Annotated in this window: 16 protein-coding genes and 1 pseudogene; 9 read left to right on the top strand and 8 right to left on the bottom strand. The window is 63.8% G+C overall.

Annotated features, from left to right (window positions below; translation table 11 throughout):
- Positions 1 to 135: 135 nt before the first annotated feature.
- On the top strand, positions 136 to 711 hold the full coding sequence (locus MOV74_RS15735; protein ID WP_246923873.1) for a hypothetical protein: 576 nt from the start codon (positions 136 to 138) through the stop codon (positions 709 to 711).
- Positions 712 to 757: 46 nt separating this feature from the next.
- Here MOV74_RS15735 and MOV74_RS15730 read toward each other — a convergent pair whose 3' ends face one another.
- On the bottom strand, positions 758 to 1114 hold the full coding sequence (locus tag MOV74_RS15730; RefSeq protein ID WP_246923871.1) for a hypothetical protein: 357 nt from the start codon (positions 1112 to 1114) through the stop codon (positions 758 to 760).
- A 114-nt stretch (positions 1115 to 1228) separates the two neighbouring features.
- Between MOV74_RS15730 and MOV74_RS15725 the strand changes: the two genes are divergently transcribed.
- The 3 genes from MOV74_RS15725 to MOV74_RS15715 all read left to right on the top strand — a co-directional run bounded on the left by MOV74_RS15725 (position 1229) and on the right by MOV74_RS15715 (position 2452).
- On the top strand, positions 1229 to 1369 hold the full coding sequence (locus MOV74_RS15725; RefSeq protein ID WP_246923867.1) for a hypothetical protein: 141 nt from the start codon (positions 1229 to 1231) through the stop codon (positions 1367 to 1369).
- Positions 1370 to 1768: 399 nt separating this feature from the next.
- A complete protein-coding gene (locus MOV74_RS15720; protein ID WP_246923864.1) occupies positions 1769 to 1954 on the top strand; it encodes a hypothetical protein in 186 nt (61 codons plus the stop codon).
- Between the two features lie 156 nt (positions 1955 to 2110).
- Positions 2111 to 2452: a phasin gene (locus tag MOV74_RS15715; protein WP_246923861.1), complete on the top strand. Its 342-nt coding sequence runs from the start codon at positions 2111 to 2113 to the stop codon at positions 2450 to 2452.
- A 239-nt stretch (positions 2453 to 2691) separates the two neighbouring features.
- Here MOV74_RS15715 and MOV74_RS15710 read toward each other — a convergent pair whose 3' ends face one another.
- The 3 genes from MOV74_RS15710 to MOV74_RS15700 form a co-directional block, all read right to left on the bottom strand.
- On the bottom strand, positions 2692 to 3009 hold the full coding sequence (locus MOV74_RS15710; RefSeq protein ID WP_246923857.1) for a cytochrome c: 318 nt from the start codon (positions 3007 to 3009) through the stop codon (positions 2692 to 2694).
- Between the two features lie 266 nt (positions 3010 to 3275).
- Positions 3276 to 4106, bottom strand: coding sequence for an alpha/beta hydrolase (locus MOV74_RS15705; protein ID WP_246923853.1), 831 nt, complete (start codon positions 4104 to 4106; stop codon positions 3276 to 3278).
- A 153-nt stretch (positions 4107 to 4259) separates the two neighbouring features.
- The gene (locus MOV74_RS15700) at positions 4260 to 5762 is read right to left on the bottom strand and encodes a POTRA domain-containing protein (RefSeq protein WP_246923850.1); all 1503 of its coding nucleotides are present in this window, start codon (positions 5760 to 5762) and stop codon (positions 4260 to 4262) included.
- Here MOV74_RS15700 and MOV74_RS41020 point away from each other — a divergent pair.
- From MOV74_RS41020 to MOV74_RS15685, 3 genes are all read left to right on the top strand, one after another.
- Positions 5730 to 6014 carry a hypothetical protein gene (locus MOV74_RS41020; protein ID WP_246923847.1) on the top strand — a complete coding sequence of 95 codons (285 nt, stop codon included), beginning with the start codon at positions 5730 to 5732 and terminating at the stop codon, positions 6012 to 6014. The genes MOV74_RS15700 and MOV74_RS41020 overlap by 33 nt on opposite strands.
- Positions 6015 to 6186: 172 nt before the next feature.
- The gene (locus MOV74_RS15690) at positions 6187 to 7419 is read left to right on the top strand and encodes a FecR family protein (RefSeq protein WP_246923846.1); all 1233 of its coding nucleotides are present in this window, start codon (positions 6187 to 6189) and stop codon (positions 7417 to 7419) included.
- A gap of 61 nt (positions 7420 to 7480) precedes the next feature.
- Positions 7481 to 10222 (top strand): EAL domain-containing protein, encoded by a 2742-nt coding sequence (locus tag MOV74_RS15685; RefSeq protein WP_246923844.1) that lies wholly within the window; start codon positions 7481 to 7483, stop codon positions 10220 to 10222.
- Between the two features lie 18 nt (positions 10223 to 10240).
- On the opposite strand, the gene MOV74_RS15680 is transcribed toward MOV74_RS15685, so the two are convergent.
- Positions 10241 to 10501, bottom strand: a complete 261-nt coding sequence (locus MOV74_RS15680; protein ID WP_246923841.1) for a hypothetical protein — start codon at positions 10499 to 10501, stop codon at positions 10241 to 10243.
- 258 nt (positions 10502 to 10759) lie between these two features.
- Here MOV74_RS15680 and rocF point away from each other — a divergent pair, with 258 nt between their 5' ends.
- Both rocF and MOV74_RS15670 read left to right on the top strand, forming a co-directional pair.
- Positions 10760 to 11737 (top strand): arginase, encoded by a 978-nt coding sequence (gene rocF / locus MOV74_RS15675; RefSeq protein ID WP_246923836.1) that lies wholly within the window; start codon positions 10760 to 10762, stop codon positions 11735 to 11737.
- Positions 11738 to 11893: 156 nt separating this feature from the next.
- Positions 11894 to 12178 (top strand): hypothetical protein, encoded by a 285-nt coding sequence (locus tag MOV74_RS15670; RefSeq protein WP_246923831.1) that lies wholly within the window; start codon positions 11894 to 11896, stop codon positions 12176 to 12178.
- A 5-nt stretch (positions 12179 to 12183) separates the two neighbouring features.
- On the opposite strand, the gene MOV74_RS15665 is transcribed toward MOV74_RS15670, so the two are convergent.
- From MOV74_RS15665 to MOV74_RS15655, 3 genes and pseudogenes are all read right to left on the bottom strand, one after another.
- Positions 12184 to 13470: an NRAMP family divalent metal transporter gene (locus MOV74_RS15665; protein WP_246923826.1), complete on the bottom strand. Its 1287-nt coding sequence runs from the start codon at positions 13468 to 13470 to the stop codon at positions 12184 to 12186.
- Between the two features lie 236 nt (positions 13471 to 13706).
- Positions 13707 to 13892 carry a hypothetical protein gene (locus tag MOV74_RS15660; protein WP_246923823.1) on the bottom strand — a complete coding sequence of 62 codons (186 nt, stop codon included), beginning with the start codon at positions 13890 to 13892 and terminating at the stop codon, positions 13707 to 13709.
- Positions 13893 to 14096: 204 nt separating this feature from the next.
- Positions 14097 to 14382, bottom strand: a pseudogene (locus tag MOV74_RS15655) (hypothetical protein); the annotation flags it as partial.

The following is a 14382-nucleotide window of genomic DNA, read 5'->3' as shown; positions in this document are numbered from 1 at the left end:
CGCCGCATGCGCGCCTGGCGCGTCGCTCAGGTGCTGCGTCCGCCCGCGCGCCCGGTCCGGTCGTGCTGAGGCTGGTCTCGGCTGCCTGAGCTTGTGGCCCCCCGTCCATCGATAAATTTCGCAAGGAGTATCCGAGTGGCTCGTGTCCGACGCAGTAAGTCCTACAAAATGACGCAGATCTACGACCGGCGGTCCCGCGAGCTGCCGTTCAATGCCGAAGTGGCGGAGGTCGAGGTCGACAATCCGCTGGCGCTCGATTCCGGTGAGAAGATCGTGGTCATCCGGTCGATCCGTAGCGATCCCCTCGGTCGGCTGCAGGCACACCACCAGATCGACGAGGCGCAATACCGCGGCGGGCGTGCCTTCCAGAACGATTGGGAGAGGGCGGAGCGGGGTCCTCAGGCGATGGATCCGACCCGTGAATATGTCGATGGCGCGCGCACGCGTGAGCCCGTCACCGAGAGCCAGCGCCAGGCGGTGTTGCGGCTGAATCGGGTCGAGCGGGAACTCGGCACCGACGGTGCCGCGCTGGTGCACGACGTGCTGATTCTGGGCCTGACCATGGATCAGATCGGGGAGCGTCGCGCCGTCCGGACGCAGCGCTGGAACGATTATTTCGCGCGGCGTTTTCGCGAATGTCTGGACCGGCTGGCCCTGGTCTACGGCTTTGCGACGGAAACGGGGACACAACGGGCAGAGCGGCGAAGATGAATACGGCACGCCGGCGGCCTCGGCCGCCGGCGTGCCAACCTGTTGCCTAGGGATGCGGTACGATCTGGTAAGGCGTGGTGTAGGGCTCGACGCGAAGCGAGGCGTTGGCCAGAAGCCCGATCTTGGCGGTCGGCGCCTGCTGCAAATCGCCGTTCGGGCCGCGATGCACGTTGTATTGCCACACCGTGAGATCGCCCTTCTGCGCCAACGCGTGCGCAACCGCGCTCGCATCGTTGCCGCCAAGCGCCTTGAGTTCCTCTGCCGATAACCCGACGACGATCTCGTCCTTGACGGTGATGATCTTGAACAGGTTCATCTTGGTCTCCTGCGCCCAGGCGCCTTGTATCGAGAGGGTGAAAAGCGCAGCCGCGGCGCCCTTGATGAGATCGCAGCGAGAAAGCATGCCGTCGTCCTTTGGTGCTGACGCGCGCCCGAATCGAAGAGTCTTCAGCCATGGCGCCGTCGTCTGCGTGGCCGTGTCGCAACGGCTTGGTCGTTCGCTCATGGACAAAAGTTCATGGGCGAAAAACATTTCCGGACCAATGAATCCCGAGGCGACGGCCGCGCCGAGATCAGGACGCTGGAGATCGGCTGCCAGATCAGCCTTCATTTTGCCGCGGATACAACCGCCGAGGGCGGACGCAACAATTGCGTGTAAGCGCTGGAAAGCCGCTCGTTCGCAGCGAGCGTCCATTCATATCGGAAACATGCCGAAACGTTGCACCGATTGACAGCGACCGAGGCTGTGTGCGTGATTGATGCCGCTTCTTGACGCAGGTGGGTGACGGCGGTCGATATTCCTGTTATCCGGAATTGCCATGGTGCGATGCAGACGAAGCATCGCTACAGCCATTGCTGGACTTGCCGGACTGGTTGTTCTTTGACATACTTGCAACCCTCTGGTTGAGCCCGTGGTTTGGGACATGTCGTTCAGCGTGCCAAGCGGTCAGGGCCATCCGGTCGAGAGTTCGTCGCGATAGGGTCCTGTTGTGGCGTCTTGTCGTGGCATTCGGTTCTTGAGTGGATTACGAAGGCCGATGCTTGTCATAGGTGCGAGATGAAAAACCTCAATTTCGCGACTGAACTGCACCTCAAGCTCGGCGTGCCCGCAAGCGGCACGGTCGAAAGTCTGCGCCTGCTCCGTGCTTTCCTGAAGCTCGCGCCTCGACAGCGTTTCGAGGTCATCAAGCTGGTCGAAGACCTCGCCACCGAGGAAGCACTTCCCGAGATCCCCTTGTCCTGAGCCCGGCCGCGCGCCGGCCTTACGCCGTCTCCTTCGTTTTCCCGCTACGTTTTCCTGCCGGGGCCGGACTGCCGGGCGACGTTTCCCCCAAGGCTGGCGCTGGAAGGCGATCCGCCAAGTGTGGTATTCAATTGGGAAAACGGGAGGAGTGCGACCATGATCGAACCGAAACTCGAAGTTCCGGCCGAACTGCGCGACTTGGCCGAGAAGACGATAGACCAGGCGGAAAAAGCATTCGGGATGTTTTTCGAAGCCGCCACCAAATCGATGTCGTCAGTTCCAGGCGCGGGGACGGAGGTGTCGAAGCAGGCGCTGGTTTTCACCGAGCAGAACATGAAGTCGGCCTTCGACCACGCACGCAAGCTGGTTCATGCCACCGACCTCCAGGAAGCGATGCGAATCCAGTCCGATTTCCTGCGCAGCCAGTTCACCAGCGCCGGAGATCACATGCGCCAGATGACCGGGAGTCTCATGCAACCGGGGAAGGGCAAGTCCTGATTCCGGGCCTGTGCACGACGTGCCCACAAATTGAACTTGCATGGCGTGGCGATCCGCACTTCGATGTCGGCGCGGATCCATGCCGGGCCACCGGATGACTTCATTCGCCGTCTGGCATCCCTTCTGCTGATCCCTGTCGGTCCGCCGGCAGGGATTTGCATTTCTGGCAGATGTGGTGCTCGGCGACGCTACCGCTTCACACTTTGCGCTAACGCGGCCCTCCGCGTGCGGATCATGCGCTAGCGCAGCGATGCGATGTAGGCCGCGATGTCGCCGGCTTCGGTCCGGCTCAAGGGGAAATTCGGCATCTTCGGGTGCGGATCGAGCAGGAAAAAGGCGAGCCTCTCCGGATTGAAGTCCTGCCTGCGCGCAACGGAGGCAAAGGAGGGAACGTCGGCACTCGCCTGGGTCTGGCCGGTGGCGACGACATGGCAGCTTGCGCACCAGCGCTTGGCGAGGTCGGCACCGTGATCGGCATCGGCGGCGAGCACGGACGACGTGCCGACGCTCGAGGTTACGGCAAGCAGCAGGCAGATTCGTCTCAAATGCTGGTGCATAGGGTAACCTTCACGCATTCGTTCGCCGCCATGCTTATCCGCAGCACGATCCCGGAAATTGCGAGAGATCAATGCGGGCGATGATCGATCGCAGCAGCTTGCGGACCGAACGATAGAGATGCCGTACGGGTGCCGGCATCCTCGCAGCGGGCAGACCTTTCGTATCAAGGCTTTCGATATAGTGCGACACGTGACTCTCCGAGGCCGTGCGGCTGTTCTATCCCGCCGCCCCGGAGCCGCCTTGATCTGCCGCAAAGTGTTCCCGGCTAATAATCGCCCGGATTCATGATCATCGGACTCTTCGTGTCAGCCGGCGCGAGCGCGCTGCTGGCGCTGTCACGCAGGAAGCGGTCGAGCGTTTCCTGGATCTTCTCCTTGACCGAGTTGGGGCCGCGATCGCTCATCTCCGTGTGCTGGGCGCCGGTGTGGACGATGTCGATACCACGCGCCTTGGCCTCTTCCGGCGTCGGCAGCACGCCGGGATCGGTCACGAAATGCGGGTCTTTCGACCTGAACGACAGGATCTTCATGCCGTCGCTGAGCACGAAAGGCACCCGCAGATTGTCGAGGGTAATCACCTTCGACACCAGCTCCGGGTGCTGGTGGGCGACATACATCGAGACATCGCCGCCGTTGGAATGGCCAACAAGGGTGATGTGGTCGTAGTCGACGTTATCCTGCCGCCTCTTCAGTTCGCCCAACACGAAGAGAATGTTGGCCTCACAGCGGATATAGACGTCACGCCGGCCGACATATTGCTGACCGACACGGGTCATCAACGGCGGATCGCTCGGCAGGTCCTGCTGGATGCTGACAACCAGGTAGCCGCGCGCAGCGAGCACGTTGGCGAGGAAGGAATATTCGGTGGCCTTGACCGTGTTGCCGTTGCTGATGATGGCAACGGGGAGCTTCCAGAGGCCGAGATTGGCCTTGGTCTCATAGTCACGCCGCACTGCCACCTCGACGGCGATCGGCCGCTGACGCGAGGCGTCGAACAGCGCCACGGCCTCATGGCGGATCGCGAACCGGCTGACGAGGAAATACTCTCCGACGCCGAGGACGCAGAGAAACGCCAAAATTACAAACACTCTCTTCATGGTTGCGTCTCAAATCACGTTCGGCTGAACATGGTCATTGGGAACTCCCGGATCGAGCGATCGTGAGCACGTTACGGGATTAAATTTAGGCAAGTCTGTGAGCAAGGCGGCAAAAGGGCCGGATCCGAGGGCAACTGCGCGCACGGCAGGCGGCTACAGACAGCCGGTTTTCCCGCGTTCAGGGCAGAGCCGGAATGCGCTCGATAGCGTGAACAGGAAACGGGGACTGCGGCGCGCGTTGTCCGGTGCCGGGTAGCTCAAGGGCACGGCCACGCCGAGATCAGCCTGGAGGTCGTCTGGCAGGAAGAATCGCACACCGGCGCCGGCCGATGTGAGCGACAGGCCCTCGCTCAGGCGGTAACCGTCGTTCCAGACGGCGCCGGCGTCGCCAAAGGCGTAGAGCTGATAGCCGGTCCAGTAGCGGAAATTGAGCTTCTGGTCGAAGCGCAGTTCGAGCGAGCCGGCAAGGCCGTTGTCGCCGCTGATCTCGGCTGCGCCGTAGCCCCGGCCGAACGCCGCGCCGCCGAGATAGAATTGCTGCGAGGTGAACAGCGGCCGCGAGGCTGTCTGGCTCGCCGCGGAGAGCTTGAGCGACCAGGCATCGTTGAGTGTCTGGTAGCGTGTGAACCAGAGGTTCAGCACCGAGAAGTTCGAGGATGCGCCGTCGCGCGACAACAAATCGTCGCCGAAGTGCGAGGCGCCGAAGATGTCGAGGCCCTGGCGGTAGGTCAGCGTCGCAAGATTGGTGCCGCCGAAGCGATCCTGCAACCGGTAGTCGGCGGTCAGGCTCGCCGTCCTGATGTGGTCGTTGTACCAGGGACCGTACAGGTCGTGCTCGGATACATTGCTGAATGTTGTCGCCGCAGTCAGCGTGAGCGCGGAGGATTGCGATTGCAGCGGAGCGATGCTGGCGCGCAGCTCGAAGGCCTCGGTCGTCGTGATGTCGCTGTCGAGGCGGCGGGCATCCCCCGGCCGGACCGCGCTGTACAGCACGGAGCCGCCAAGGCGGAAACCATCGACACCGATGGGCGTGTCGTAAGACAGCCGCGCAAAGCCGAGCTGGCGTGGGTCGTTGGCGATGGTCGACAGGTTGACCGCCAGCATATCGCCGGGCGTGAGATAGGAGTTGAATGCCCCGGTCGCATAGGTCTGCCACGGGCCGACCGACGACGATCCGAGATTGTCCAGGCCGAACGAGGAGAAGACGTGCCAGGTCTTCAAGTAGACTGTGAGACGGAAGCGGCCGGACGTGCCGCCGATCTCCTCGAGCGCGGTATCGGTGATCCGGACGCCCGGCCTGCCGTTGATGAGGAAGAGCTGGCGTTCGAGCGTTGCAAGGCGCGACGGCTGCTCGGCCAGAACCGGGCCCAGCATCGGCCTGATGCCGAATTGCTCGGCGCCGTCGCCTTTCAGCTCGGCCTGCACGATGGCGCCTTCGATCACCTGGATCCGGACGCGTCCATCGCCAATGTCCTGCGGCGGCACGATGGCCCGGCTCAGATGAAAGCCGTCGGCGCGGTACAGATCGCTGATCGCACCTGCGATCGCGGCGAGATCTGCCTGCGAGACCTTCTTGCCGAGATAGGGCTGATAGACAGCGGCGATCCGATGTTGGGAGACGGCGTGGGCGCCGCCGACGTCGATGCCGCGCAGCATGAATTGCGGCTTCGTATCCCCGCCGGTATTCCCCTGTCCGACGCTCGGAAGCTGGACCGCAGGCCGGCTCAGCGATTCCCGCTCGGCTTGGTTATCGAAATATTTCTCGGGCTGGCGCGGATCGAAGCCCGGCTGGTTCGCCTGTTGAGCGAAAGCGTGCGGAACTCCCGTAAAAATCGGTGCCAGCAGCAGCAGCGCGGTAAGCAGATCCCGTTTCTCAGCCCGCGCAGCGAACCTGTCCCCGTAGTTTGACGGAGACTCTCCAATGGGATGGTAAGGGTTCGTTAGCGGCATGATTTTTCATAGTTTTTTATGGTCAATGATTGGTTAAGGCGGCCGCTTGGCTGGCCGCTTCCTGCTAATCCTCTCTTGAGTGATTTCGGATACCCCTCAGATCCGGCTGTAACGCAGACTGAGGATCGTCATGCTTGGCAAGATTGGAATGCGGTGTGCCTTCGTGGCGGCGCTGACCCTTGGGACGGCTTCCGGTGCGTTCGCCGCGGATGACGGCGTCTGGTCGGTCAGCAAGGCCACCGGTGAGGTGTGGGTCGCGACCGACGGCGCGCAACAGGTGTCGCTGAACCAGGAAGAGACGCTCAAGCCCGGCAATACCATTCGCACCGGACGCAATGGCCGGGTGCTGCTCGTCCGCGGCGAGGAAACCATTCTGATCTCTCCCAACTCCGTGGTCGGCTTGCCGGCCGCGACGAAGGAAGGGCTCTCGACCACCATCATCCAGCAGGCGGGATCGATCCTGCTCGAGGTCGAGAAGCGCAACGTCAAGCATTTCGAGGTCGAGACCCCCTATCTCGCCGCCGTGGTCAAGGGAACGCAGTTCAGCGTCACGGTGGGAGCGAACAGCACCAAGGTCGGCGTGCTCCGCGGCCAGGTCGAAGTCTCCGATTTCAAGACGGGGCAGATTGCCCAGGTCATGCCGGGACAAGCGGCCACCGTCTTTGAGCACGGCAAGCCCGGTCTCAGCCTGAGCGGTGCAGGGACGTTCAATCCGATCGAGCACGGCAAGCCGCGCGCTCCCGCGATCGAGCGTGTGCCCGTTCCGAAATCAGGCCTGTCGGCGCCGCGCAACGCCGCGAACGGACATGCGATCCACGCGCTCGGTCCGATCGACAAGGCGACCAAGGCGGCGGGCGTGCCGAAGCCGTCTCATCAGGCGGCGGCAGGTCATGCATCCAGAGCCGGCGTGGTGCGCATCTCGAGCTCGCTCGGCGAGGTCAAGCTGAACTTCCACACGGTGACACGCGGGCTCGCCCACGGCGCCGCTGCGCCCGGCCAGGCGCGGAGCGCGAACGCCAACGCCGGTACCGAGACGGTCTGGAGCGATGGCAAGTCCAGCACGACGGCGCCCAACAGCTCCGTCCAGACTGCCGCGACGACAAGCAGTGCGCCGTCGGCCGGCAACTCATCGAGCGCAGGCGCGGCAATAGCCGCCGCGGCTGCGGGTGCTTCCAGCGACAGCCCTGGAGCCAGCAACGGAAACTCCGGTGGCAACGGCAACAACGGAAACGGTAACAACGGCAATAACGGAAACCACGGCAACCATGGTGCTACTGGCAACGGCAGGGGCAACAACGGCGATGGTAACGGGAATGGCGGCGGCAATGGCCATGGCAACGGCTACGGCCACAACCGACACTGAAGCGGTTTCCTAGGGGATGAGTGGGGCGCACCTGCAGGAGTGGGTGCGGGGGAGGATCGGATTGAAACGCTATCGGCCACATATTCTCGTCGTGATCGCGCTTGCGATCGTGCTGTCCACGGGATGGCATGGTGCGCTTCGCAATGCGCTCACCGATCTGCGGTTCGCCTGGCAATCGCGCGACGCCAGCGGCAATGTCGTCGTGGTGGCCATCGACTCACCGTCCATCGATCAGATCGGGGTGTGGCCCTGGCCGCGCCGGCTGCATGCGGAGCTGTTGCACAGGCTCGAGGCCGCGGGAGCGGGGGACATCGCCTTCGATGTCGATTTCAGTACGCCGTCGGATCCGGCGTCCGACGAGGCCTTCGTCAAGGCTCTTCGCGAGGTCGGGGGTTCGACTATCCTGCCGTCCTTCAAGCAGCCGACGCCGAATGGTGGCGCGGCGCACGTCAATCGCCCCCTGAAGCCGTTCGCCAACCAGTCCTGGCCGGCCGTCGTGAACGTCGCAGTCGAATCCGACGGACTCGTTCGCCGCTATCCGTTCGGCGAGAAGCTCGGCGATGCCTTGATGCCGTCGATGGCTGTCGTGCTGGCCGGGCAGGACGCCAACCGGCGACCGCCCTTCCTGATCGATTTCAGCATTCGTGCAGCCTCGATTCCGATCGTCTCCTATGTCGACGTGCTGCGCGGCGATAGCGCGACTCTCGACAAGGTCAGGGACAAGAAGATCATCGTGGGGGCGACCGCGCTCGAGCTCGGGGACAGGTTTAGCGTTCCAAATGGACGTATCCTTTCGGGGCCGGCTCTCCAGGCGCTGGCGGCAGAATCGATCCTGCAAAACCGGATGCTGCGCGGGACTTCCGACATCGGCGTGATCCTGGGCCTCGGCGCAATCTGCCTTCTGATGATGTATTCGTGGCGCCGCCTTTCACCAGGTATGCGCGTTGCAATCCTGATCTCGGCCGGGGCAGCCATCGAGCTGGTGGCGGTCCTTGTACAGGCCAAATGGCCGCTCATCATCAACACGTCGCTGTTCCACATTGCGATCGTCGCTTATCTGACGGCGATCGCCCTGGACGAGATCGATTTCCGTAGTCTCCTGGGACGCATCGCCGAGAGCCGCTTCCATCGCATCGCGATGTCGCTGGGCGACGGTCTCGTCTGCACCGACGAGAACCACCAGATCACGGTCTGGAATCCCGGCGCGAGCGCGATCTTCGGCTACATGCCGGCCGAGATGATCGGCCGTCCATTCGAAACGTTGTGCGCGGTGCCGGCGGACGGCGATGCAAGGCCGTCCATGCATGACGCCGCGCGCCAGGCACTCCTCGTTCCGGGCGGGGCGGTCGTCGTCGAGTTCGAGGGTCGGCGCAAGAATGGCGAAACCTTCCCCGTCGAAGCGAGCTTCTCGGGCTGGCAGGGAACGGATGGCTTTCAGTACGGCGCGATCCTTCGTGACATCTCGGTGCGCAAACGCGAGGTCGAACGCGTCAAATACCTCGCCGAACATGACGCGTTGACCGGTCTTGCCAATCGCAACACGCTGCATGCCGGGCTGGCCGGCATGATTGCGGATGCGAGGCGACAGCCTCGCGAGGTCGCATTGCTCGTAATCGGGCTCGACGGCTTCCAGCAAATCAACAACATGCTTGGGCATTCAGCCGGTGACCGCGTGCTGCGGGCCGTCGCTGAACGTCTCCGGATCGAGGCCGATGGCAAGGCGGTCGTGGCCCGCCTCAGCGGCGACGAATTCGCCATCGCGCTTGATTGTGCAGAGGCCGGCGAACCGATCGCGGCGTTCGCCGAGCGGATCGCGCAGGCGTTCGAGGCGCCGCTTGCGACGGGCACGCGGCAGCACCGCGTCAGGATCAGCATCGGAGTTGCCGTCTATCCTGAAGGCGGACACAACGCTGACGATCTCCTGAGCAATGGCCATCTCGCGCTGAGCCGGGCCAAGGCGACGCGGCGGGGCGGCCACGTGCTCTTCGAGGCTGCGATCCGGCAGGAGCTTGAGAACCGGCTGACGCTGGAGAGCGAGTTGGCGCTTGCCGCAGATCGCGGTGAGTTCGAGCTGTTCTACCAGCCCCAGGTTCGTCTGATCGACGGCGGCCTTGTCGGGGCCGAAGCGCTCATCCGATGGCGGCACCCCGTGCGCGGCTACGTCTCCCCCGGAGAGTTCATGCCGGTAGTCAACACTTCGGCCCTGTCCGAGCGAATCGCGAATTGGGTGATGGAGACCGCCTGCCATCAGGCGCGTGCCTGGGAATTGTCGGGCAACGGCGTGCGCGTCGCGATCAACCTCTCGCCCTCGCAGCTTCAGTCCGGCGATCTTGCGCATGCGGTCGCGGCGCTGCTCGATGCGACGGGGCTCTCGCCCTCGCTGCTTGAGATCGAGGTCACCGAAGACATTCTGCTCCATGATGAAAGCCGCGTGCTCGACATGTTCAAGCGGATCCAGCAGCTGGGTGTCCGCGTCCTGTTCGACGATTTCGGCACGGGCTATGCAAGCCTGAGCTATCTGAAGAAGTTTCCGCTCGACGGGCTCAAGATCGACCGGTCGTTCGTGTTCGGTCTGCTCGAGAATTCCGACGATGCCGCGATCGTCGGCTCGACCATCGGGCTCAGCAAGCAGCTCGGCCTCACGGTCGTGGCTGAAGGCATTGAGAACCGCGCAACCGCCGACTTCCTGGTCAGCATGGGATGCGAGGATGGTCAGGGCTATTACTTCGGCCGTCCGATGCCTGCCGAGGCATTCGAAAAGCAATTCCTGGCGGCTGAACTCGTCGCGGTCAGCGCTGCCTGAGCAGGGTCGCCGCGTTATCTATCGCCGCCGCGCGACTGCGACGCCAAAGAGGAAAGCGACGAACAGGCTGGAAAGCGGTGCTTCGCGCGTGATCGCAGCGACCGTCGCGAGGGCTCCGCCGGGCTTGCGCGATTCCTCGATTGTAGAGGTCACACGGTCGACCGCTGCGTGCAGGCCACCGGCGACTTCACCGATGGTGCGGGAGACATCGGCTGCCGTATCGATGGCACGCTCGGCCACGCCGGGGTGGGAAGGGGATTGCGGTAAGTCCGTACTCAAGTGCGCGACCTCCAAGCCTGATGGCGGAGGCCGGCACCTTTGGCTATCCGCGCGAGCGCTCGTTTAGAACAGCGGGTCTGACGACCTTTGGCTATCCGCGACAGGCGCCGTGATTGACGGCGGGTGCCGGCCTTGAAGGGGCAATTCAGCGCACGGGATTTTGTTCCGAGGTGATCCGCCGACAGCGGAGGGACCCGGGAAACGACGGGTGCGAATCTCTGTTAGGCTTGCTCAACCTTGTTGACGCAGGAGGCAGCCGTGACCGATCAGGCCATGACGGATCGAACCCGGCGCATCGCCTTGCTCGGTGCTCCCATCGACATGGGCGCGTCGCAGCGCGGCACCTTGATGGGCCCTGCGGCGCTGCGGACCGCCGGCCTTGCGACACTGCTCGAAAGCCTGGATTTCGAGGTCGTCGACTACGGCGATCTTTCCGCAAGCGAGGTCCGGGATCTCGCGGACAGGCCGCCGGAAAGAGCCAATCACTACCGCGAGATCCAGCGCTGGACGCGCGTTCTAAGCCAACGAGGCCATGAGATCGCGAAAACCGGCGCGCTGCCGATCTTCCTCGGCGGCGATCACACGCTGTCCATGGGATCGGTCAATGCCATGGCGCGCCATTGGCAGGAGCGTGGACGGGAGCTGTTCGTGCTCTGGCTCGATGCCCATGCCGACTACAACACGCCGGAGACGACGATCACCGCGAACATGCACGGCATGTCGGCCGCGTTCTTGTGCGGCGAGCCCGGCCTCGACGGCCTGCTTGGCGAGGAGCCGCGCGCTTCGATCGGCCCTGACAGGCTCGATCTGTTCGGCGCCCGTTCGATCGACAAGCTCGAAAAGGAGCTGATGCGCGCACGCCGGATCAGGGTCGTCGACATGCGCCAGATCGACGAGTTCGGCGTCGCCGTGCTGATCCGGCGGGTCATAGAGCGGGTCAAGGCGAGCAACGGGGTACTGCATGTCAGCTTCGACGTCGATTTTCTCGACCCATGCGTGGCGCCGGGCGTCGGCACCACGGTGCCGGGTGGTGCGACCTATCGCGAGGCACACCTGATCATGGAGCTGTTGCACGATTCCGGCGTGGTCGGATCGGTCGACATCGTCGAGCTCAATCCCTTTCTGGACGAACGTGGTCGGACGGCGCGCACTGCTGTCGAGCTGATCGGCAGCCTGTTCGGCCAGCAGATCACCGATCGGCCGACGCCGAGCAACGCGATTGCTCCGGGCGAGTAAATCGGCGGACGGCGCTTGTGCGCCGCAAGGGCAATGGCCGCGGGCGCTTTGCTGCCGCAGAAGCGCCACGCTGGCCTGGAACATGCCGGGAGAGATGCGGGAACCGGGAGGGGCGGTTTTGAATTAACCTGCGACAGGACAATAGCGGATCCTTCGATGACAAGTGGTCGTTTCGCGAACTCCATTTCCAGCGCCCTCCGCCATCCCGGCGTGATCGCGCTCATCGTGGCTGGTGTGACGATTGCAGCAATGCTGATCGTCGACCACGGCCCTTGGAATCGCGCCAAGACCCAACCGGCCCACGTTGCGATGTATGCAACCACGGGAGAAGCGGCACGGGCCGCTGGCGCCGCGGTGCTCCCGACCAGACCGAAGTCGCCGATCGAGCCGGCGCGGCCCGGGCCCCAGACGTCACCGACCATCAATCCCGTAACGCCGTAGCTTCGTCAGCCCATCATCGACGAGCCCAGCAGGGCGAGGACAGCCAGCGCCATCAGCGCGGTGCCGAGCCAGCCCAGCGCGATCAGCCATGACCGGGCCCTGAAGCGACCCATGATCGCGCGGCTCGAGACGATCAGCATCATCATTGCCATGATGGGGACGGCGACGATGCCGTTGAGCACCGCGCTCCAGACCAGCATGTGGATCGAGTCTATGCCCGTGAAGCCGAGGCCGAAGCCGATGATGGTTGCCGCGGCGATGATGGTGTAGAAGCCGACCGCCTCGTCGGGCTTGGCCTCAAGCGTGGCGCGCCAGCCGAAGATCTCCGCGACGCCATAAGCGGCCGCGCCCGCCAGCACCGGGATCGCGAGCAGGCCGGTGCCGATGATGCCGGTCGCGAACAGCGCAAAGGTGAAGTCCCCGGCGAGCGGCCGCAGGGCTTCGGCCGCTTCCGTCGCCGAATTGATTTTGGTGACGCCGTTGGCGTGCAGCACCGACGCGGTAGTCAGAATGATGAAGAAGGCGATGCCGTTGGAGAGCAGCATGCCCGATATGGTGTCGGTCTTGATGCGGTCGAGTTCGTGCGTGCCGCCGCGCTTGAGCTCGCGCAGCGGCTTATCGCGTTTGCCCTGGTTCATCTCCTCGACCTCCTGCGAAGCCTGCCAGAAGAACAAATACGGGCTGATCGTAGTGCCGAGCACGGCCACCACCATCATGAGATAGTCGGCGCTGACATTGGCCTTGGGCCACACCGCGGCGAGCAGCGCCGTGCTCCACGGGATCTTGACGGTGAAGGCGGTCGCGACATAGGCGAACAGCGCCAAGGTGAGGAATTTCAGCACCGGCGAATAACGGCGATAGGGAAGGAACACCTGCAGCAGGGTCGAGCCCGCCGCGAAGATCAGGGCGTGCTCGTGGTTGAGCCCGCCGATGACGAGCGAGAGCGCCTCGGCCATCGCGGCGATGTCGGCGGCGATGTTGAATGTGTTCGCGGCGACGAGCATGGCGACAAGCGCCAGCACCGCCCAGCGCGGCGCGACCTTCATGACGTTGGCCGCGAGCCCCTTGCCGGTGACGCGGCCGATCTGCGCGCTGACGAGCTGGATGGCGATCATGAACGGTGTGGTCAGAAATACCGTCCACAGCAGCCCGTAGCCGAATTGCGCGCCGGCCTGGGAATAGGTGGCGATGCCCGACGGATCGTCGTCGGCAGCTCCGGTGATCAGGCCCGGCCCCAGCCGTTGCAGCAGCGTCGGCGAGGATTTCGTCGGGGTGACGGCGCTGTCGCTCATGGAAGGGAAGACCTCGATCGGGGGCGGTGTTCTCACTAGCAAATGCTAATGGGAGAACGAATGTTCCTACCATGCCGGAGATCGTCGTTTCGGATAAGGCTAATTCGGCTTGACCCGCGGGCAAAACACCTGTAGAGTGCCACCATCGCAAGAATTCTCGAACGCCTCCGGTCGCCGGAGCGGGGCTCGCGTCCAAACGCGGACTTGAACGCAGCGATGGAAGTCTAGCGCCCTCGCTACTTGACGCTGACGAACATGCCCCAGGCGGCGGCCAGCGCCGCGCCGGAAAAGACGATCAGCGGGTTGTCGCAGAACCGGCTGCCATAGGTACACATGGTGACGCCGAGCGAGCCGATCTCGTGATTGCTCGCGGAATAGAACAGTCCCGACAGCGCCAGCAATGCGGCGGCGACGTAATACATGGCGATCCCTCCGAAGCTCTCCCGATTGCGTCCGCGCAAGGAGAGCGAGCGACATGCTTCAGCATGGCGCGAAGAGATTTCATTCCGCCGAATCCGATGCGGCGGATTTGGCTAAATTTGGTTCCAAAATGCCTAGTTTTCCCGGCTTGCCTCACGACAAAAGGCCCCGCACCGCGGGGCCTTTCGAGTTGGGTCTGACGAGAGCTATCGCCGCGTGCCCGCGCCGTAAAGCTCGCGCTCGCGGCCGATGTCATCCGGAGACAGCGGTGGGCTTGCGGCATCGAAGTCGGTCCAGCCGGTCTTCTGCCAGGCCGCGCTGCGATCTCCAAGGTTCACGGACTTCTCGTGCAGAAGTGCATCGAGCCGCGTGCGGTCCTGATCGGGCACCTTCGCGGACACCAGCGTGCCGCCGCGGCGAACGCCCTCGGCATAGCGCGAGGCATCCTCCTTGGAGACGCCGGCCTGCGTGAGGGCGCCGATGATTCCACCC

Origin of the sequence: Bradyrhizobium sp. SHOUNA76, assembly GCF_023006445.1 — a bacterium.
Classification (GTDB): Bacteria; Pseudomonadota; Alphaproteobacteria; order Rhizobiales; family Xanthobacteraceae; genus Bradyrhizobium.
Note: the sequence above shows the minus strand (reverse complement) of the source record. Positions and strands in the feature narration are given on the sequence as shown.